Source organism: Cellvibrio zantedeschiae (assembly GCF_014652535.1).
GTDB classification, from domain to species: Bacteria; Pseudomonadota; Gammaproteobacteria; order Pseudomonadales; family Cellvibrionaceae; genus Cellvibrio; species Cellvibrio zantedeschiae.
The window spans coordinates 25,575-45,021 of the sequence record NZ_BMYZ01000002.1 but is presented as its reverse complement, the minus strand read 5'-3'; the positions used below and the strand labels follow the sequence as shown (position 1 = coordinate 45,021).

Annotated in this window: 15 protein-coding genes and 1 tRNA gene; 6 read left to right on the top strand and 10 right to left on the bottom strand. The window is 45.6% G+C overall.

Annotated elements, in window-relative coordinates; translation table 11 throughout:
• Positions 1–68 precede the first annotated feature (68 nt).
• From IE104_RS10980 to IE104_RS10955, 6 genes are all read right to left on the bottom strand, one after another.
• Entirely contained in the window at positions 69–1,529 is a 1,461-nt protein-coding gene (locus IE104_RS10980) for a hypothetical protein (protein WP_189418524.1), read from the bottom strand.
• Positions 1,526–2,599 carry a nucleoid-associated protein gene (locus IE104_RS10975; protein WP_189418522.1) on the bottom strand — a complete coding sequence of 358 codons (1,074 nt, stop codon included), beginning with the start codon at positions 2,597–2,599 and terminating at the stop codon, positions 1,526–1,528. Before IE104_RS10975 ends, IE104_RS10980 begins: the two co-directional genes overlap by 4 nt.
• Before the next feature lie 244 nt (positions 2,600–2,843).
• A tRNA-Phe gene (locus IE104_RS10970) sits at positions 2,844–2,919 on the bottom strand.
• Positions 2,920–3,080: 161 nt separating this feature from the next.
• Positions 3,081–3,356, bottom strand: a complete 276-nt coding sequence (locus IE104_RS10965; RefSeq protein ID WP_189418521.1) for an oxidative damage protection protein — start codon at positions 3,354–3,356, stop codon at positions 3,081–3,083.
• 58 nt (positions 3,357–3,414) lie between these two features.
• Complete coding sequence (gene mutY / locus IE104_RS10960; protein ID WP_189418519.1) at positions 3,415–4,470, bottom strand: A/G-specific adenine glycosylase; 1,056 nt, start codon at positions 4,468–4,470, stop codon at positions 3,415–3,417.
• A complete protein-coding gene (locus IE104_RS10955) occupies positions 4,470–6,647 on the bottom strand; it encodes an AsmA family protein (RefSeq protein WP_189418517.1) in 2,178 nt (725 codons plus the stop codon). The genes mutY and IE104_RS10955 overlap by 1 nt, the downstream gene beginning before the upstream one ends.
• A 222-nt stretch (positions 6,648–6,869) precedes the next feature.
• Here IE104_RS10955 and IE104_RS10950 point away from each other — a divergent pair, with 222 nt between their 5' ends.
• From IE104_RS10950 to gcvH, 3 genes are all read left to right on the top strand, one after another.
• On the top strand, positions 6,870–7,832 hold the full coding sequence (locus IE104_RS10950; protein ID WP_189418515.1) for a transporter substrate-binding domain-containing protein: 963 nt from the start codon (positions 6,870–6,872) through the stop codon (positions 7,830–7,832).
• 109 nt (positions 7,833–7,941) lie between these two features.
• Positions 7,942–9,045, top strand: a complete 1,104-nt coding sequence (gcvT, locus tag IE104_RS10945; RefSeq protein ID WP_189418514.1) for a glycine cleavage system aminomethyltransferase GcvT — start codon at positions 7,942–7,944, stop codon at positions 9,043–9,045.
• A gap of 68 nt (positions 9,046–9,113) precedes the next feature.
• On the top strand, positions 9,114–9,506 hold the full coding sequence (gene gcvH, locus IE104_RS10940; protein ID WP_189418512.1) for a glycine cleavage system protein GcvH: 393 nt from the start codon (positions 9,114–9,116) through the stop codon (positions 9,504–9,506).
• A gap of 72 nt (positions 9,507–9,578) precedes the next feature.
• Here the strand turns inward: gcvH and IE104_RS10935 are convergent, their stop codons facing one another.
• The 3 genes from IE104_RS10935 to IE104_RS10925 form a co-directional block, all read right to left on the bottom strand.
• Positions 9,579–10,043 (bottom strand): hypothetical protein, encoded by a 465-nt coding sequence (locus IE104_RS10935; protein ID WP_189418510.1) that lies wholly within the window; start codon positions 10,041–10,043, stop codon positions 9,579–9,581.
• A gap of 82 nt (positions 10,044–10,125) precedes the next feature.
• Complete coding sequence (gene tsaE / locus IE104_RS10930) at positions 10,126–10,536, bottom strand: tRNA (adenosine(37)-N6)-threonylcarbamoyltransferase complex ATPase subunit type 1 TsaE (RefSeq protein WP_189419607.1); 411 nt, start codon at positions 10,534–10,536, stop codon at positions 10,126–10,128.
• A 58-nt stretch (positions 10,537–10,594) separates the two neighbouring features.
• Positions 10,595–12,094, bottom strand: a complete 1,500-nt coding sequence (locus IE104_RS10925) for an NAD(P)H-hydrate dehydratase (RefSeq protein WP_189418508.1) — start codon at positions 12,092–12,094, stop codon at positions 10,595–10,597.
• A 244-nt stretch (positions 12,095–12,338) separates the two neighbouring features.
• Between IE104_RS10925 and IE104_RS10920 the strand changes: the two genes are divergently transcribed.
• The 3 genes from IE104_RS10920 to IE104_RS10910 all read left to right on the top strand — a co-directional run bounded on the left by IE104_RS10920 (position 12,339) and on the right by IE104_RS10910 (position 15,985).
• The gene (locus IE104_RS10920) at positions 12,339–14,114 is read left to right on the top strand and encodes a DUF1631 family protein (RefSeq protein WP_189418506.1); all 1,776 of its coding nucleotides are present in this window, start codon (positions 12,339–12,341) and stop codon (positions 14,112–14,114) included.
• Positions 14,115–14,145: 31 nt separating this feature from the next.
• A complete protein-coding gene (locus IE104_RS10915; protein WP_189418504.1) occupies positions 14,146–14,502 on the top strand; it encodes a PilZ domain-containing protein in 357 nt (118 codons plus the stop codon).
• Between the two features lie 88 nt (positions 14,503–14,590).
• Complete coding sequence (locus IE104_RS10910) at positions 14,591–15,985, top strand: serine/threonine-protein kinase (RefSeq protein ID WP_189418502.1); 1,395 nt, start codon at positions 14,591–14,593, stop codon at positions 15,983–15,985.
• Here the strand turns inward: IE104_RS10910 and IE104_RS10905 are convergent.
• The gene (locus IE104_RS10905) at positions 15,982–19,377 is read right to left on the bottom strand and encodes an Ig-like domain-containing protein (RefSeq protein ID WP_189418500.1); all 3,396 of its coding nucleotides are present in this window, start codon (positions 19,375–19,377) and stop codon (positions 15,982–15,984) included. The two genes, IE104_RS10910 and IE104_RS10905, sit on opposite strands and share 4 nt — an antisense overlap.
• Positions 19,378–19,447: the final 70 nt, after the last annotated feature.

The window sequence follows — 19,447 nt, the reverse complement described above, 5'->3', positions numbered from 1 at the left end:
ACGCATAAAAGTAAAAACGATTCGTTTTTTACTCTGACCCTAATTTTACTATCGCTACAATTGAACGGTTAAAATTGTGCAAGTAATAGTTGAACAATAAATATTAAGTTCCAAGTAGCCAACGCTAAAATGCCATATAAGCCCCCACATAAACACATAGCAATATTTAATGTCTGTCTTCTTTTTTCCACAGGGATCAAGAAACGCTCATGGATATCATCAAGCGAAGTATAATTCTGCAATACCAAAACCCATTTTTTGCTTTCACCGTATGTTAGCGAAGAATCTCTCCAGCAACTAATCAACTGTAGAGCACAAGAAAATAATAAATAGATAGCTAGCACTTTGGTCAGCAAAGATAATTCGCGACTGTCTAACAACTGATCGATTTTGGCTTGATCAAACTTCCCTATAAACGAGAAGCCCATAAACACTAACACCCCCAAGATGTCTCTCGTAAGGCTACCTATGAGGTCTCTGACTTTTGATGCGTATATATCAGCTTGAGACTTCATATCCTTCATTAGCTCACGCATTTCCTTATGATATGCATCCTTTCTATCTAATATAACAAATGCGTAGGCATCTCGAGCTTGTTGCAGCGCAAATCTTAATGAATCAATCATTCCTGAAATTAACGAATTTCCAGGAGGAATATCTATAGACAATCTATCCATAACTAACTTAAGTCGTGTTTCAGGTCTCTCTGAATACACCCAAACAATCGTGTCCCTTAAAGTTTTTATAAAATCTTTATCTATTTCCTCGGTACCATTTGAAAGAGGTAAATTCAGCCTCTTTGTTCCATTTAACGATACCTCATACTTTTCATTAAAAAAGCGCAAATCGTGCACAAGACATGCTGCAAACACTTTCGAACTCAATGTCATAAATTTTCTTGCGATTTCCGAATCAAAATCACCCCAAGACAATTCATACCATCGAGGTGAAATGCAAATTGCTTTACTTGTTACAACATGAATTAGCTGATGCACATCTATAACATCAGGAAGATTTGTTTTTACGTCTTGACTATGAACCTCACCAATCGGAATAACCCAAGTCAGAGGTCCACCAAAAGGTTCAGACAGTCCATTTATTATAAATGTTGTAGGCGTGTATAAATCTATATAATTGTGATTTGGCTTTTCCAAAGGATCAAATTGATCCAACCATTTAAGAAATTCTTTTAACTTAAAAAAAATAACAGTTTTTTCACTAGTTCGTTTGATTAGCTTTTGAGAAATCTCCTCTTTCCCTAAAATAAATCGCCAGCCGTCTCCACTTAATAAATCGGGATCTGACAAGTCACCCTCCTCAACTACGTCTCCATCGCTGGTTAAAATAGTTGGGCCATTTAAGTTGTTTTCAGCTAAAATTCTTATTATCGCTTGAAGCTCCGCTGCCACACCCTTAGTGATTGAGTGTCCCTCTATTGTTAAACGCATGCATTCTTCTTCTAGACTCGATGAAAAATCACCAAGCCTATCAATATATGAGGCTAAGCTATATATCCAATTCGTACTCATGAACCAACATCCAGTCTGTTTGTCTCAATAATAATGCGTTTTTTTCCATTTCCTCGATCTTCAATACTAATGCCTGCTGCACTTCTTTCCCCTTCATATTCGATAGTAACTCCTTCGAAGGTTCTATAAACTTGTTTTTTATCTTTTCTCTTCAAAGAGTTTGGCTTCGGACTAAATAATTGTCCTGATATACCTGATGCATCCAAAGCGGCTCTCAAAGAACCAATTAATATCCTTTTTCTTTCTGGATCTTCATCGCGCACAACTGCATTGAGGTAGCCATCGGTATCAAAGGTATCATTATCCATTAGATAATTTAATGATCGACCTGAATATGTATTTGCATCCTCCTCTTCAGGTATTTCCGCACGAGACAATTTTTTAGCCCATCTTCTAACTGTGTCGTGCGCACTTTTTGTTAAAACTGAATCTTGAAACCTTTCTACAACCCCTAAGAATGCCTTAAAGTATTCGCCCAAAAGCGGTTTTTTGATTTTATCAAAGGCAAGAACATCCCAAGCAAACTGATTAGATGTATCAATTAATGCACTTTTTTGGATCGCATTTTTTGTTTCGTTTAAGGAATTTTTAACCTCTTCAACTACAGCTATTTTTCTACCGCTCTCTTCTCGATAGCTGTAGGTTATAGATGGCTGTTTATCCATCTTAACCAGGAAAATTAGCCTACCCCAATCATTCGCAGATATTAAATATTTAACGACCGAAACGATAAAGACACCCGCAGACATTTGACCTCGATGCCTACCTGAAAAATCTGCAGTAATTTGGCGTGAAATTTCCAAAAAATCACTTTCTGCAGACATTAGACTTATGCACTTGTCTTTCAAATGCACTGCATTTGGTTGAAATAGATACTGAGTTCCTTCAGCTGTTTCTCTCAACCGATCAAGAAAAAACGTCTTCTGATTCGGCTGTAATTGAACCTCGTCCAGATAAATAACCTTCTCTTCTTCATGCGCATCAGGAACAATAATGTGAAAAATAAAATCTTCAATTTCCAAACTTTGACGCTGAGCTTGCGTTAAGACACCTTCCAATGGAACTGGCATTGTCGTAAATCCTCTAATTATTAATTGTTAACTTTTCTGAACTCAACATTACTCGTACCCTCTCTCCTTGGTGATTACCTCCTCGATATCTTCAATAATAAAAGTTTCTTGATTTGACGCAATTTCACACAATTACACGGATTAATCAGAAAAGGAAGGCGGACGACAAACAGCTAATTGGACGGGATCAAGAAACCACAGACAATAAAAAACCCGATGTTCTTTCGAACATCGGGTTTAAATATGGTGCCCAGACCCGGAATCGAACCAGGGACACGAGGATTTTCAATCCACTGCTCTACCGACTGAGCTATCTGGGCGTGTCGTGCTTGCAGGCTAGGCTGCAAGAGGCGCGTATTAAACCCGCTTGGGGGTTTTGAGTCAATACTCGGTATGAAAAAAAGTCCTTTTTTATCAAGGGTTAATTAATTGCTGAACCGATTGGGTGTTTATTGCGCAACTCTTTATAAGAACTGAACCATTAGGCTTTTGGGGGCGGAACATAGCCATCGGCTTGGTCGTATTCGTCACCCGACAGGAACTTGAGCATTTGCTCGTTGAGGTATACGCGGGTACCCATGTCCATCATGTTCAGGCGTTTTTCGTTGATGAGCATGGTTTGGTGCGCCATCCATTCTTGCCAGGCTTTTTTGGAGACGTTGTCGAAAATATCCTGCCCTTTGGCGCCGGGGTATGGGGGCAAATCCAACCCTTCCAGTTCTTGTTTGTATTTTCGGCAAAAAATGAGTCGAGCCATGGGAATTCCTAGATAAATAATTGCTGGCTATTGTAGGGCGATTAGCGATTGATAGCGATCACCTTAACGGATCTAACTGGCTGAGTTTTTCCAGTAGCTTTTTCACGGGTGCGGCCAAGCCCAGGGCTTCTGGCTCATGCAGGCTGTACCAATGATGGCCGCCGCTGGCAACAGCGCGCGGGGCTTTGGCGAGTTGGATAAGTACGGGCGTGATATCCAAATGGTAGTGACTAAACGTATGGCGATAGCTGTTCCAAACTTCGGCATGCGCCACTTTGCCGAATTGGTCTTGCGCGTGGGTTTCGGCATCGGCATCTATGGCTAATTCGGGAAAGCTCCAGAGGCCGCCCCAAATGCCTTGCGGTGGGCGCTGTTGCAAATAAATTTCGCCATTGGGATTGCGGAACATTAATAGCTGGATAGATTTTTCGGGCAATTCTTTTTTCGGTTTTTTGCCAGGGTAACGCGTTTGCTCGCCTTGCGCGTAGGCGATGCAACCTGATTGCAGCGGGCACTGATCGCATTTGGGTTTGCTGCGCGTGCACACAGTTGCGCCCAAATCCATCATGGCTTGAGTGTAATGATTACTGCGTTTTGCGGGTGTGTATTCTTCGGCAATTTCCCATAACTGATTTAGCGTATCGGTTTGCCCCGGCCAGCCATCAATTGCGCGGTAACGTGCGAGCACGCGCTTGACGTTGCCGTCTAAAATTGCGGCGCGCTTTTGAAACGCGATGCTAACAATTGCACCTGCCGTTGAGCGACCAATACCAGTTAATTCTGCAAGCTCTTCTACAGTGCCGGGAAATTCACCGCCGTATTGTTCAACAACTGTTTTTGCGCAGCGATGCAAATTGCGCGCACGAGCGTAGTAGCCTAAACCGGTCCATAAATGTAAAACTTCATCAATAGGTGCCGCCGCGAGTTTTTGCACGGTGGGGAATTTTTTGGTGAAGCGTTCAAAATAGGGAATCACGGTCGCCACTTGCGTTTGTTGCAACATAATTTCTGACAACCACACGCGATATGGCGTGATGTCTTGCTGCCAGGGCAAATGTTTACGACCGTGTTTATCAAACCACTTTAAAACTGACTGCGAAAATTGAGTTGTCATTATTGAGTTTTGTCTTCTTTCTTTTTAAATAAATTTCTGAGTGTATCTTTGGCTTTTTGCGCTGCGCCTTCGCCGCCGAGTTTTTCATCCAGTTTTTTCATTAGCTCAGATTTCTTCTCTTCGATTTTTGCGCCGTGTTTTTCTTTTAACTTATAGGCAGCATAATCTTTGATTAAACCATTTAATTGGTCTTTATCCGGGCGGCAATCTTTCGCGGGATCCATTTGTGCGTAAGCACCTTTACAACGTAATAAGGTCAAGCTGCGCTCTACCCAATAGTTGCTGGTGACTTTACAGCCTTGCGCGCTGGTGATAATGCTTGTGGGCGTATCCTTTGCGTCGCGGTTCAATTTAAGTGGCAGCAAGAAATCATAACTACCGTTAGCCAAATTAATTGTACCTTTGGTGCCGAGCAATAATTTTTCCACATTAGCACTCACATCTTCCACGGTTACCACGCGTTTAGCGATGGTCGCTTTGCCCGATAACTTTTGTAACTCGGTAAAAGTGTTCCAGGTAGTTTGCGATAGGTCTTCCTGCGTTATCAAGGTTACCGCTTTACAAAATTGCTGCTCCACATTTAGCGGCGCTATGCGTACCTGGTCACCGGAGAAATTAAAATTGCCGGTAAGGGTTTCCAATATTTGATTGCGCGTGTTGCCAACCGATTGGCCGCTAGCGTTGGCGTGAATATGACCAGTAAGCTGCATTTTTTTATCAAAGCCTTTGGCTTTCATGAGCGGTGCAAGGTCAATGGATTTTACGATGGTTTCAAAACGCAGCTGTGCTTTATCGTTGCGTGCATCTACCGTATTTTTTGCGTGAATGCTGCCAGAATAAACATTGGCATTAGCGGTTTGCTGGATAAGCCCCTGCTTGGCATCCACATCATAGAGCACTTTTTCCAGTTGCATTTTTGCGAACACAACGCTGTTAAATGCGACTTTGGCTTGGCCGTTAAGCTTGCGCAATAATTCTACCGGCACCAAGGGTTCATCGCCCGTTACCGCTACGGCTGCAGGTGCCGGTGCATTGCCCGCTGCGTCGGGTACAACTGGTGGGAGCGGCGGTGCGAGGTAGTCATCCACATTTATGGTATCGCCTTGCAAATCTGCATCAATAGCCAGCGCGGTGAAATCGGTAACTGCCAAGCGACCATTAAGGTGGGTGTTATCCACTTTCAGTTTCACATTATTAAAGGCAATTTGTTTTTTTGTGCCAGAGAGTTCGGCTGCAAAATTTATATCTGTTAAAGCTTTTTCATTTGCGGTTTTGTAAGGCACACCAAAAGCTGCGATCAATTGTTTGGCATTTAGCGTGGGTATTTCCAGCTTGCCTTGATAGCTAAGATTATTTTTAAGGTCATTGGCTTTTAGTGAATATTGAATTTTAAGATTGGTGGAATCTTTTGCGCGAATCGCCAATTCCACTTCACCTTTATCCAACACCAATGAATTTAATCCTTCACCAACAGCCACACTGCTGCGCAATTTTGTGTTGATTTGCAGTGGATCTTTCGCCTGTTCATGGTTGGTTTTGGTTTGGTTAGTTTTTGTTTGAGTTAGGAGCGTATCCCACGCGGCATTTACTTCAAAGGGTGAACCTTTGAGATTGACATCTTTCATATCCACGTTGATATTTTTAAGCGCGAGTTGGCTGCCTTTGCCCAAATCTGTGTAAGTAACCTGACTATCGTGCAGGCTGATTTTTTCGATCGATAATTTGAGATCTTTTTTATCTGTTGTTGCTCCCGCAGTTTGCGGGGCGCCAGTGGATGCATCTTTTTTCTTGAGAATATTTTCCCAATTGCCCACGCCCTGTTCGTTAACAGAAAGATTTATCACGGCGCCATCAACCAGCACATGTTTGACTTGTAAATCGCCACCGATCAGTGGAACGAAAGCAACGAGGAAGCTGGCTTTTTTAACATCGGCCAAAATTGCCTGGGGAGTATCGCTATCGGCCACTGAAACTTCATTCACAGCCAAACCAATTGCTGGCCAAAAAGCCCAACGTAAATCACCGCGCATGTTGAGCACTACACCATGCTCAGCTGCAAGCGCTTGAATGCGCGGTTTAAATGTATTGGCGTCTACCACCAGCGCCAAAATAATAATGGTGCCAATTAAAAACGCAAATATAAATCCGGTTATTTTTAATACAGATTTCACTTTCATCTGTGCACTCCTTCATGGGTTGGATGACCGCAGTATACCTTTTTGTCGCTCCGCTTATAGCCTGCAACGCAGCTGCAGCGCTAAACGAAAAAAACGATTTCATTTATTCAATAAACAGACAACAACTACCAGGGTTTAGTGCCAAAACTGATTCGGCTAACATGTATACAAACAGGGGGCTATACTCCTATACACCTTAAAACATTGGTAGAACAATAAACCATGATAAATCCGCCAAGACCATTTTCTTATTTGCGCAGAAGCCTGCTGTTTGCAGCGCTGCTGTCGTGCGTGCTCGCGCTTCCCTGCGCGGCAGCAGACGTTATAGAAGTGGGTTATACCGGCACCGATTCTGTGGGCATTCAGGATGATCGCAACCTGTTCTTTATCGAGCTGCTAAAACAATCACTCGCCCGTTCCGGTAAGCCTTACAAAGCGGTGGTGCGGGTTCGTGGTGCAACTCATGCGCGCCAAATGCAAATGGTGGTTGATGGGTTAATCGACGTACTTTGGGACGCGCCGGGCCCGGAGGTGGACAAGCGTTTAATGGCGATTGAAATACCGATTGATAAGGGACTGATTGGCTGGCGGATTTTTTTCATCAATAAAGAAGACCAGCCGCTGTTTTCAAAAACTACCACTGAGGCCGAACTGAAAAAAATTCCCTTGGGGCAGGTGAAATATTGGCACGACACTTCAATTTTGCGCGCCAATCATTTTGATATAGTGGAGACGCCTACCTACAACGGCACCTTTAAAATGCTCATGTCCAAGCGTTTTAATTATTTCCCCCGCTCCATCTCCGAGATTTGGTCCGAGCAGAAAAACCAGCAATCCATGCTGAGTAATGTGGTGATTGAAAAAAACCTGGTACTGCATTACCCCATTGCCTATTTTTACCATGTCAGCCAAGCCAATAAAGTACTCGCACAAGACATTCAACATGGGCTTGAGGCTATGTTGCGCGACGGCAGTTTTGATAAGCTGTTTGAAGAGTTCAACGGCGAGTTGATTGCGAAAGCCAACTTAAAAAATCGCCATGTTATCCACATTAAGAACCCCTACATGAGCGATGAAACCTATCGCAAATTTGAGCACTTTTGGTTTAACCCCGAAACTTACGACTCAACGCACCCGGATTCCTCGACCTCCGATTCAAAGACTTCTTCGAGCGCGCCGCGATAGCATCCAACCTTGGGATTCTGCCGGATTCAACTGGCAGAAGACCCGCCGCGCCGTTAGAATAGCGGCCTTTTCCCCTCCCCTTCCTATTGAAATTGATATCGAGGCATTCATGGGTTTTAAAACCGCGCTTTACGCCACCCACCAAGCTATGGGCGGCAAGCTGGTCGACTTTGGCGGCTGGGATATGCCTTTGCATTACGGCTCACAAATCGAAGAACACAATCACGTGCGCCAAAACGCCGGGATGTTCGACGTATCCCACATGACCGTGGTGGATGTTAAAGGCGAGGACGCTAAAGCCTACCTGCAGTATTTGCTGGCGAATGACGTCGCCAAAATTGAAGCGATTCCTGGCAAGGCGCTCTACAGCGGTATGTTGAACCCCGATGGCGGCGTGATCGACGATTTGATCGTTTACAACATGCCCCAGAATGCATCGGGAGCTTGGTTTAGGACTGTGGTCAACTGCGGGACCCGCGAAAAAGACCTGGCCTGGATGACCAAAATCGCCGCCGATTTTGACGTTGAACTGACAGAGCGCGATGACTTGGCGATGGTTGCGATTCAAGGCCCAAAGGCCATTGAACTCACCAAAACCGTAGTATCACCAGCGCGCGCTGCGCTTATTGATAGCCTGAAAATTTTCCAGGGTTTGCCGGAAGGCGAATGGTTTATCGCCCGCACCGGCTATACCGGCGAAGACGGTTTGGAAATCATGCTCCCCAATGCAGAAGTCGAAACTTTCTGGAATTCGCTCAATAAAGCTGGCGTACCTGCCTGCGGTTTGGCCGCGCGTGACACCTTGCGCCTGGAAGCCGGCATGAACCTTTACGGCCATGAAATGGACGATAGCGTGTCGCCACTGGCTGCCAATATGGGCTGGACTCTCGCCTTGCAACCGGCTGAGCGCAACTTTATAGGCCGCAAGGCTATTGAAGCTCAAAAAAGTGCCGGTGCAGAGTTCAAATTAGTGGGATTGGTATTGCGCGAACGCGGCGTTATGCGCGCCGAGCAAGTGGTGTCTGTAGACGGCAGCGATCAAAAAGGCGTGATTACCAGCGGGACTTTTTCGCCGACTTTAGGCTATTCTATTGCCCTGGCCCGCGTACCCGCGAGTGTGGGTAGCCAATGCTATGTAGAGATGCGCGGCAAGCAAGTATTAGTGGATGTGGTTGCACCAAATTTTGTGCGCAACGGCAAAGCTCTTGTTTAACGATTCATTAAACTATTTAACGATCTAACGAACAGATCAGAACAATTTTAAAAGCACAGGAAAACATCATGAGCGACATCCGCAAAGAATTGAAATACCTCAGCAGCCACGAATGGGCACGCGTTGAAGAAGACGGAACCGTCACCATCGGCATTACCGACCACGCACAAGAAGCCTTGGGCGATGTGGTTTATGTAGAAACCCCGGAAGTTGGTAGCCGCGTTTCAATTGGCGAAGAAGCGGGTGTCGTGGAATCTGTTAAAGCAGCTTCTGACATTTACTCTTTGGTATCTGGCGAAGTTGTAGAAGTTAACGAAGCACTGCAAGATGCACCGGAAACCGTTAATGCATCACCTTACGACGACGGTTGGTTCTTCCGTGTTAAGCCAGACGATTTGGCCGAATTGGAAGAAGCCCTTGATGCTGCTGACTACCGCGAATTGATTGAAAGCGAAGAATAATTTTTTCGCTTTGCTAGAAACAAAAAACGCAGCCTCGGCTGCGTTTTTTATGTGCACTTATTCGATTAGAGCCTATTGCTCAACAATTGAAAAAGTTTTCAAATTCGCTGCCGCGCGACGCAACACACCCTGATCTTCTTCACCGCGCACACCGCTAAAGGCTACAATCAAGCGTTCGCCGCTCGCTGTTTTTGCTTCAAGCCCACCAAGCCAACCAATAAATTCCGGATGCGGAATTCCAAACTTTTCAGTATCCAGCTCGCCGTTATAAACCAACTTTTCGTAAGCGCCCGTTGCATAACCGGTTAACCAAACTTGCAGCGCCTTTTTTGTGGCGACCTGTGCAACCTGACGTTGGCGAATCGGGTTTGTGCCGTACATGCGCGTAACTGTATCACCCGCAGCATTCATCACGCACAGCACACAATTGCCGTTAGCGATTTGTAATTCTTCCGGAACTTCTAAAATTTTAGGCAGCAAGCGCCCAACTTCATCAGCAATGCTGTTCGCAAGAATTTGGAATTCAGAAATATTCATAGGAGAGCCTGGATTAAATGATTGTTGCGCAATTTATACAGAAGTACGGCGCGGCAGCACAGCAAGGAATTGTTTATATTGTTTAAGCTAACGCGAAATTAGTTTTAGCCTTAAGCTGAATTTTACGCCCCGCCCCTTGTACGCTTACATCAATCAAGAGATCGGATTCAGGTAAAATTCCCTTGCCACGTTCTGGCCATTCCATTAAACAAATACTGCCGTCAGAAAAATAATCGCGAATACCCATGTATTCCAATTCTTCCGGGTCACCTAAACGATACAAATCAAAATGATATACGCGGCGCTCGGCAAATTCGTAAATTTCTACCAAGGTATAGGTGGGACTTTTCACTGCGCCAGTGTGGCCGAATGCGCGCAAAATTCCGCGCGATAAAGTTGTTTTGCCCGCGCCCAAATCACCGTTTAAAAATACGCATTGGGATTTGGGTTGCGCGCGTAAACTGCGGCCAATGCGCTCGCCAAACGCGACCATATCGTTTTCGTTATCGATATAAAATTCTTGCGTAAATTCTTGGGAAGTCGATGACACTTTATTCGCTCAGCAATTGCGCCACATAAGGAATGATATCGGTTGCCAACAGACCGCGCTGGCCGGTTTGTTCTACCGCTAAATCTGCAGCACTCGCGTGTAGTACAGCGCCCAATTGCGCAGCTTCTTCTACCGATAAACCCTGCGCGATAAGCGCACCTAAAATGCCGCTCAATACATCGCCCATACCGCCGGTTGCCATGCCCGGGTTGCCCGCTGTGACTATGCCAGTAAGACCGGACTCGCCCAACACCAGGCTTCCTGCACCTTTTAAAATTACCGCACCACCGAGTTTTTGATGCAATTTGGTCACAGCAGAAAAACGGTCTTGGTTGATGATGGAATTGGTCGTGCCGAGCAAGCGCCCTGCTTCACCGGGGTGCGGCGTGTAGAGCCAATTTTCTTGCGGCGCTAAATTGGGAACGACCCGCCCTTCCGCCAGTATGTTAAGCGCGTCAGCATCTACCACCATAGGTAGGCCAGACTTGGCGGCCACTTGCAGCAACTGTTCAGACCAGGGTGAACGACCAAGACCGGGACCAATCACCAACACAGTGGCGCGCGCCAACAGGGGCTCCAGTTCCTGGCCAGACACTACACCGCGAGCAATAATTTCCGGGCAGCGCGTAAGAATTGCAGGCACATGTTCAGGGCGAGTCGCCACACTGACCAAACCAGCGCCGCTACGTGCGGCAGCTTCCGCAGCCATAATGACTGCACCGCCGTAGCCGTGATCACCACCAATTATCAACACATGACCAAAGTGGCCTTTATGGGCGTCGGCATCGCGGGGAGGGAGAGACTCCAACAAATCAATCAGATGTAATTGCTCAGTTTGAACAGCCTCTTGTTCGTAGATTTCGGCTGGAATCGCCAAATCGGACAGCACAATCTCACCGCACACGGCGGGGCCACGGCCTGTGAGCAAGCCACGCTTAATTCCAATAAAACTAATGGTGACGTCCGCATTAACCACTGCGCCGTGACTCGCACCTGTATCGCCATCAAGGCCAGAAGGAATATCCACGGCCAGAACCGGCAAACGGCTGGCATTGATTTGAGTGATGGCGGCAGCGAATTCGGGACGAACATCGCCTTGCACACCAATTCCCAGCAGGGCATCCACAATCACGCCGGAAGTTGGTGCAGCAACTTGCGCGAAGTTAAGGATAGAAACCTGTTCCTGTACCGCAAACTCGTATGCCGCGCGGGCTTCGCCCGTTAATTTATCGCCAGGGGTCAATTGAATAACCTGTACCGGAAACTTGCGCTGGGCAGCCAAGGCGGCCAATACATAGCCATCCCCACCGTTTTTGCCCGAGCCGCAGTAGACACTGATGAGTTCCGGCGCTGGAAAGCGCTCGGTCAACAAATCAAAGGCCGCACGGCCTGCGCGCTTCATCAACTGGATTCCGGGAATACCGCTGGCGATGGCAGCGGCGTCCAAAGCGTAAACCTGGGCAGTTGAATAAAGGCTGGAATTGGGCGCAGTAATTTTCATAGGGAACTCAAAAATAGCTAGCTCAAACAGAGCGGAGCTTAGGGACAATTGTGGCCGGCGATTATACGCAAGTTGGCGGTGCTATCGAAGCTGGAATTTAATCTCCCTAAAGTTCGCGGGGGGGACCAATTAAACCTATAGTTAGGCAATATGGTTAGGCAAATGCCTGGATCAGCTCACTACGGGGAGCCAACTTCAGCGGAGAGCCAACTTTAGCCCCTTCGACTTTGTGATACACGATTAAATGCAACCAAACTTTAGCATTCAAAACATTCTGCAGGGAAATGTTGCCGAGCTGGAACAACTACTTCGCTCAGCCGCTGCACCATCACCCGTAGCAAGCTTGCGCACTACCACCGCTGAAAAACTGTGTAGTTTTGTGTTGAAAGGCGATCAATTTGATTTGGAACTCAGCCATCAACTTATCGCACTGCAACACGCATTGAGCCCGCAAATTGCGCAGGACGATGCATTCTATTGCAATCCCGATCACCCTCTGCGAAGTGCCCTGCAACTTATCCTTAGCCGCGCCAATATTTGGTATGCGCGCGACTCTAAAATCAGCCAGCAATTTTTAGAAAAATTGTCGGAATTTATTCAAGTATGCGTACGCGGCGATCTGCATAACTTGCGTACTGCGCAACAGGAATTCCAACGCTGGCTCGATAGCGAAGATAAACGCGCCGCCATGCTGGAAACCCGCCTGTGCGAAACAGAAGTTAATCATTTTAAAATGATGAGCGCTGAAGCGCGCGTGCTGGATTTAATTAACGCATCGCTAGCATTTAAATTATTCCCGCAGGATTTGAGCGCAGGTATTGCAAACGTGCTCAAGAGCGAATTGTTGCACTCCTATTTCACCGCTGGTAGTGAAAACCCTTTCTGGAAAAAATGGCAGCGCTTGCTACCCATGTTGGGCAAAGTATTTGTCACGATTAATTTACAAGAGCGCAGCGAAGAAGATGAACAATCTCTATACCGCACAATTCCCGCGCTTTTAAACGAACTGGAAACCAGCCTTACACTTCCCACCAGCAACCCCGATACTTATCGCCAATGGGTTGAGGGGCTATCGGAACAATTGATGCTGGCGATTAAAAAGCAAAGCATTCAATGCGAAGCCTTTGTTGCCTTAAGTTATCCCGAAGGCCACAACAACTTGAACACGCGCGTCACATCCGATTTACTTCAACAAACGCATAATTTGGTGGAAGGTGACTGGATTTTATTTAGCGGCGAACACGGGCAAATGATTCGCTGCAAGCTCGCAATGAAAAGCACAGAGATAGATCAACTGCTATTTGTTGACCACACTGGCCGCAAGGTCATGAATAAAAGTGTTAAAGATTTTGCGGTTTGTCTTTCTACCGGCATCGCCAAAAAGTTAGCGCCAATTAGCATTGAAGAAACTATTGCAAAAATCCTGCAAGCACTGGTTGATCTTTTTCAACACAAACAAACCCAATTGCAAGCTCAGGAGCAAGCGCGACAAGCTAAAGAATTAGCCGATGCAGAACTGCAGCGGCAAGCAGAAGAAAAACGTAAGCAGGAAATAGAAGCCGAAACCAAACGCCAAATTGTTGCAAAACTCGCAGAGCGACAAGCCGCTGCCCAAAAAGCACTAGCGGAAGCCGCTGCATTGGCTGAAGAGCGCGCACGCCGCGCCGCAGAATTAAAGCTGGAACAGGAACGTGTACGCCTGCAGTTGGAAGCTGAGCAAGCAGCCGAACACTTACAACGTGTGCAATTGGCCAACATTAATATCAGTTCATTAAATTTAGGCGCAAGGGTAGAGTTAATTATTAATAACGAACCCGTGCGTTGCAAGCTGGCGGTAATTATTGCCGCCAGCGGAAAATATATTTTTGTCGATAATCTCGGCCGCAAAGTTGCTGAATTACAACGTGAGCATTTAGTGCAAGCGATTCTCGACAACCAATTAAGCTTGCTCAATAACGGCGACAGCTTTGATGATCAGCTAGTAAAAGTTATTCGCGGCTTACGTAAAGATATTTCCTAGTCACCACAATAACAAGCACAGAGAAATTCACATGACTAATGAAGAACAGCGCCAGGAATATCGTTTGGAAACGCAGCTCGTGGTTTTCCTTGAAGTAGGCGACGAACATGGCAACGAGCCTGTCATAGTAGTTAGCCGCAGCCTGGATATTTCAGCCAATGGCTTGCGTATTATTACCGACCGCGAACTCACACCGGGCAGCATTCTACGTAGCTGCATTCAAAACCAGGATGCCACCCAGCAATTCACGCTTATCACTGAAGTAAAATGGTTGCAGGCCTGGCAAAATCCCAACGAATATTTGGTCGGCCTGGCCCTGTTTGAATCAGAAGATTCCAATATCGTTGAGTGGAAAGAATTTATTGCGCGCGAATGCGGGGTTGAATAAAACTTGTTGGCAACGCGTTCCTTGCCGCTGGATAATTTAATGACAGGTGATTAAACTCTGCTCAAAATCACTAGCCCGTAAAACAATAATGACAAACGATCCTACCCTTATTAATAGCACGTCACCAGACGCAACCCTTGTTAATAACGCATCATCAGATGCGACTGTTATTAATTCTTCCGCGCCCAATATTGAAACTGGCAATGCGGCCGCAACGCATAACTACCACACAGACGTACAAACCCGCACAACAAATAATACTGAGAAAAGTCCAGACATTGGCGATGTTATTAAAGCGCGTTTTGTGCTGGACGAACTGCTAGGCAAAGGCGGTATGGGATCGGTCTATCGCGCGCTGGATTTACGCAAAAAAGAAGCGGGAGATAACAAACCTTACGTTGCACTAAAATTATTGGGTGACGAATTCAAGCATCACCCGCATGCACTGGTAACCCTTCAACGCGAAGCGCGCAAAACACAGGAGCTTGCACATCCGAATATAGTCACCGTGTATGATTTTGATCGGGATGGTGATTTAATTTACCTGACGATGGAAGAGCTCAAAGGCAAATCGCTCGACGAGTTTATTGAAAATTCGAATACTTCCCTGTCGCTCGCCCAAAAGTTGGATTTACTGCAACAAATTGCGCAGGGCCTCTCCTATGCACACAGCAAAGGTATTGTTCATTCAGATTTAAAGCCCGCCAACATTTTTGTCACTGACAAAAATACGGTAAAGATTTTGGATTTTGGTATCGCACGGGCAGCGAACAAAGAAATCTACGAAGACAATTTTGATGCGGGCCGCTTGGGTGCGGTAACTTTTGCGTATGGCAGTTTGGAAATGCTTAATTTCGATTCGCCTCATCCTAGCGATGATATCTATGCGCTAGGCATTATCGCTTGCGAATTAATTGGTAAACAGCACCCTTATCAGCGCCACAATGCGCAACAAGTCTTAGCCGATGCCATAGTTCCCGAGCTACCGCCGCTGAAAAATCCCTTGTTACGCAAATTATTACTGCGCAGCATTGCCGTAAAACGCACAAACAGAATCCAGACCGCGCGCGAATTCCTAAAACAATTAAAATTCGCACGGCGCGGCATTAAAACGCTTGGCAGCATTGCTGCTTTACTCATTGTTGCGCTCGCCGGCAACTTTGGTTACTGGCATTACTTTGGCAAACACGAAATAGCTTTTGCGGATTTACCTATTGCTTCGCAAACATCTTTTAACCAATACCTGCAAGAAGCAGAACTGGCAATGAGTTTTAACGATTTACAAGGCGCAGTGGTTAATATTGACCAGGCTTATAAAATTCATCAAACCCAAGCGCAAATGCTGAAACTGCGCGACAAAGTAGTTGCTATTATCAACGAGAATTTAGCAACAGCAAATAACGACGAGACGCGCAATTTTTATCAACAACAGCTGCAGCAATTACACGCCTACCCCGCTTTCGCAACCGTTAAGACGCGCTAATTATTTAGCCCGCCCTCTTCAACCCAGGTCAAAATTGTTTGACCAAAGCCATTCAATTGATCCACTGAGGAAGGCGACACACCACCCATATCGGAATTGCATAAACGATTGCCGCCTAAGTGATTAGGATCACCGCATGCATAGGCAAAAAACGATGAGCCCAATCCTCCAGCGCGTGATGAAAAGGTTGAATACAACCGCCAATTGGGACCAAGCGCACTGGTGTTAACGCGATGACACGCGGGGCAGCTTGAATCGATACTTGCGCTAATGGAGGAAAAATTAACTTTGGGGGTTACAGTTATTGAGACAGTACCCTCACTCATTTTTTTGGTAAAGGAATTGTCGCGAATGCGGTAATTAAAGGAATCTGTACCCACATAACCTGACGGAGGAGTATAGGAAATAAGTCCATTATTTACGCTCAGGGTTCCACCTTTTGCGGAGATGGGATCAACAGAATCTAATTTAAATACTAAACCTTTAGCCGCATAATCATTCGCAGTTGGATCAGGGCAATTGGCGGAATTAAACACAACAGGAAATTGTGCATTATTGACCGAAGTGCGCGCAGACAAGCTACATGTATCGGGTCCGCCAATCGTAGGCGCAGCAAGCGAATTGACAATGACACTCACTTTTTTAAATTCAGATTGATCACCAAAAGAATCTTTAATAGCCAAGGTAAATTCAGCATCGCCCGCCGTTTTTGCTTCGGTTGATTGGAAAGTAAGATTGCCACTTACCACATCCACATTTTTAATCACACCGTGCTTAACAGAATCACCAATTAGAATCGTCGGCGTTTTACCTTTTTGAATATCGCCAAACACATCGCGGCACGCCTTGTCATCAACAGCTGCATTGGGGCACAGCAATAAATACAAATTCATAGTAACTTCTGCACCTTCAATAACTGACTGCGTTGGCAGGTCGGCAATATTTGGTTTGTGGTCAGTCACTGCTATGCGCCTGATGGTAGCTGGGGATTCTCCATCGCTGCTCGCAACTTGCAAACTCAGCTTATGATTTTCGCCCGGAGTCTTGGCGATAAAATTATATTTTCGTGCAGTTCCAGCCGACCGATCATCCAGCATCCATTTATAGGTTTCACTAAATAGACTTGTAGTACCGTCGAAAGAAATTGTTTCATCAAAATCGATTTGCACATCGGCAGGCGCACTGGTATTTGCGTCAGGCAAAATGATAGCGACAGGAGCCCCAGGCACTAATTTTTCAGATACGTCATTCGCAGAACTGGCATCGCCATTTAAATGCTCACGTAATTTTTTTGCAGCGGAATCGCCACCGTTAAAATTTAGCCAAAACCTGTCCATTGTTAAACGCGACATGGGCATAAGGCCGCGCTCGTAAACATAATTTTTTAAGGAGGGATGATTTACAAACTCTGCATAGTTATCAAAATCGAATTTCACATTTGGCGTAAATAAATGACACATACGGCAGTTACGCTCATAGACATCCGTGTACAAAGCCTCTTGCGATTTATCGCCACGCCATGCGGCTGGAATATAGGAACCATCAAACTTTCCACCTGGCAAAGTTTTTAACTTTTGTTGCAGTGCAAACAAATCTTCCGCGGGTAAATTTTTGCTGTCACCACCAAAATTCAAAGCCTCTACTGCCGAGCGCTCAGCCGTATCGCCATACCATCCATGCAATTGTTTAATGGCTTGGGCGTGACGCAAAATGCGATTGGCGTTTTCAGTCATGGTGTGCAATACCATTTGGTTTTGCAGCTTGAATGAAGCCTCTTGATTTTCCCTGCTGTATTTATCTTGCTCTGCCGTTGCAATTCCAGCGCTTTTGGCAAAGGCCGCATAAGCGGGATCTACCAGTCGCGCATTGCCCGCCTTGGTGTATAAAAATGCATCCAGATCCCAGGGCATAAAGCCGGATTCCAGGTCAGCATTTTCGGCAGATATTTTCCCTAAGGAATTAAATTCTTTCGTGTGATTGTTACCAGAGTGGCAAGCGGTACACACACCAGGTAAATATTTTTCGCCGCGTCCGTCAAAATTCATGGACTCCGCACGAATATAATCGCCATTTTTTTGATCAGGGATATATGCATAAAATTTTACGATTTTTTTATCCGAACTTGCAGCACTTACATCGCCACATACACCTGAGGGTGCCGGGCTATACTCCATAACGACTATGGCAAACTCATTGCGATTGCTCAGCGTATTTTCCAGGGTATTGTAATTAGTCACATAAGAATAAATATTGCCGCTGGAATCCTTGCGCATGTGCATATCCCGGCCGAAGCCAAGATCATAATTGTTAATGTATTTGGTATTTACATCACCATCGTCTTTGCCGGTAAAACCAGCACTCGCCAGCCAACCAGAAAATGTTTTGGCTTTTTCTTGCGGATCTATACATTGATAATAATTGTTCGCGCTAAGCTTGGATTCCAAACCCAGTGCCTGGCGTAAATTTTCGACATCAACTAAAACCGGAGCAGCACCACCGACGGTGACGGGTTTAAACATTTTTTTGTTGGATGGATTTTCGGATAGCTTTTGCTTAACTGAGGACACGTCCAGCACCGCTGCGCCATCTATATCGGTTAAATAAACACTCAGCGTGGCGCCACCCGTCTGCTGCAACTGAATACTCAAGGCGATTTGCGCTTCTTGCAAGTGTTCAAATTCCAAACGAGCTAAACGCGACTCTCCCTTGAATTGTTTATTGATTTCATCGAGGTTGAGTTCTGGCAAGGGAATACTAAATGACAAATTATTGCTGCTATTAATCGCTTCTACTTTTCCGGCGGGAACAGTGCCGGAAAAACGTTTGCTCATTACAATAGCGTCATGGTTATTCCCGTCGCGTCCCGGCCACTTTGCAATAGCATCTACCTGCAAGACTACTGGAATATCACTAGCGATAAGATCATCTTTTTGCGTAGTGATGTATGCCTGGATTCTATTTTCAACACCGGGTACCGATAAAAAATGGTTGGAATCTTTAATTGATTGCACAAGCGTTTCAATTTCATTAGTCGCTTTAACACCATCGGCATCTGTAATCGTTAAACGAAATTTAAGTTTTACACCTTCGGTATTACTGAGCGGTATAGAGGGTGCTGTGAAAGCAACAGTGTTAGTTGCACGCTCGTAGAGTTCAACTTTAAAACCGGAGTTATCAATTTGCTGCCATTGATATTGTAAAATAGGATCATCAATACCTTTGCTATTGACTCCTGTTAGCACAACATCTGACCCAGAGCGAACATTAACAAGCCCGCCACTAAGACTTGCACCCAAAACTTCTGCTACTGCAACAGGTGCTGCATCTGCAGGCAATTCCGCTTTACCACTTCCTCCGCCGCCACAACTCCACAATACCAACACAGGAAACACTATTATCATCCTGGAAATTATTATTTTTATGCTCTTCATTGCCGACTCAAAACCTTTCAAATTATTTATC

Coding starts and splice junctions, on each gene's coding strand:
- IE104_RS10910 (WP_189418502.1), top strand. CDS start 14,591: ATGACAAACGATCCTACCCTTATTAATAGCACGTCACCAGACGCAACC.
- gcvT (WP_189418514.1), top strand. CDS start 7,942: ATGGGTTTTAAAACCGCGCTTTACGCCACCCACCAAGCTATGGGCGGC.
- IE104_RS10975 (WP_189418522.1), bottom strand. CDS start 2,599: ATGCCAGTTCCATTGGAAGGTGTCTTAACGCAAGCTCAGCGTCAAAGT.
- mutY (WP_189418519.1), bottom strand. CDS start 4,470: ATGACAACTCAATTTTCGCAGTCAGTTTTAAAGTGGTTTGATAAACAC.
- IE104_RS10920 (WP_189418506.1), top strand. CDS start 12,339: ATGCAACCAAACTTTAGCATTCAAAACATTCTGCAGGGAAATGTTGCC.
- IE104_RS10915 (WP_189418504.1), top strand. CDS start 14,146: ATGACTAATGAAGAACAGCGCCAGGAATATCGTTTGGAAACGCAGCTC.
- IE104_RS10925 (WP_189418508.1), bottom strand. CDS start 12,094: ATGAAAATTACTGCGCCCAATTCCAGCCTTTATTCAACTGCCCAGGTT.
- IE104_RS10980 (WP_189418524.1), bottom strand. CDS start 1,529: ATGAGTACGAATTGGATATATAGCTTAGCCTCATATATTGATAGGCTT.
- IE104_RS10950 (WP_189418515.1), top strand. CDS start 6,870: ATGATAAATCCGCCAAGACCATTTTCTTATTTGCGCAGAAGCCTGCTG.
- tsaE (WP_189419607.1), bottom strand. CDS start 10,536: ATGGTCGCGTTTGGCGAGCGCATTGGCCGCAGTTTACGCGCGCAACCC.
- IE104_RS10955 (WP_189418517.1), bottom strand. CDS start 6,647: ATGAAAGTGAAATCTGTATTAAAAATAACCGGATTTATATTTGCGTTT.
- IE104_RS10965 (WP_189418521.1), bottom strand. CDS start 3,356: ATGGCTCGACTCATTTTTTGCCGAAAATACAAACAAGAACTGGAAGGG.
- gcvH (WP_189418512.1), top strand. CDS start 9,114: ATGAGCGACATCCGCAAAGAATTGAAATACCTCAGCAGCCACGAATGG.
- IE104_RS10935 (WP_189418510.1), bottom strand. CDS start 10,043: ATGAATATTTCTGAATTCCAAATTCTTGCGAACAGCATTGCTGATGAA.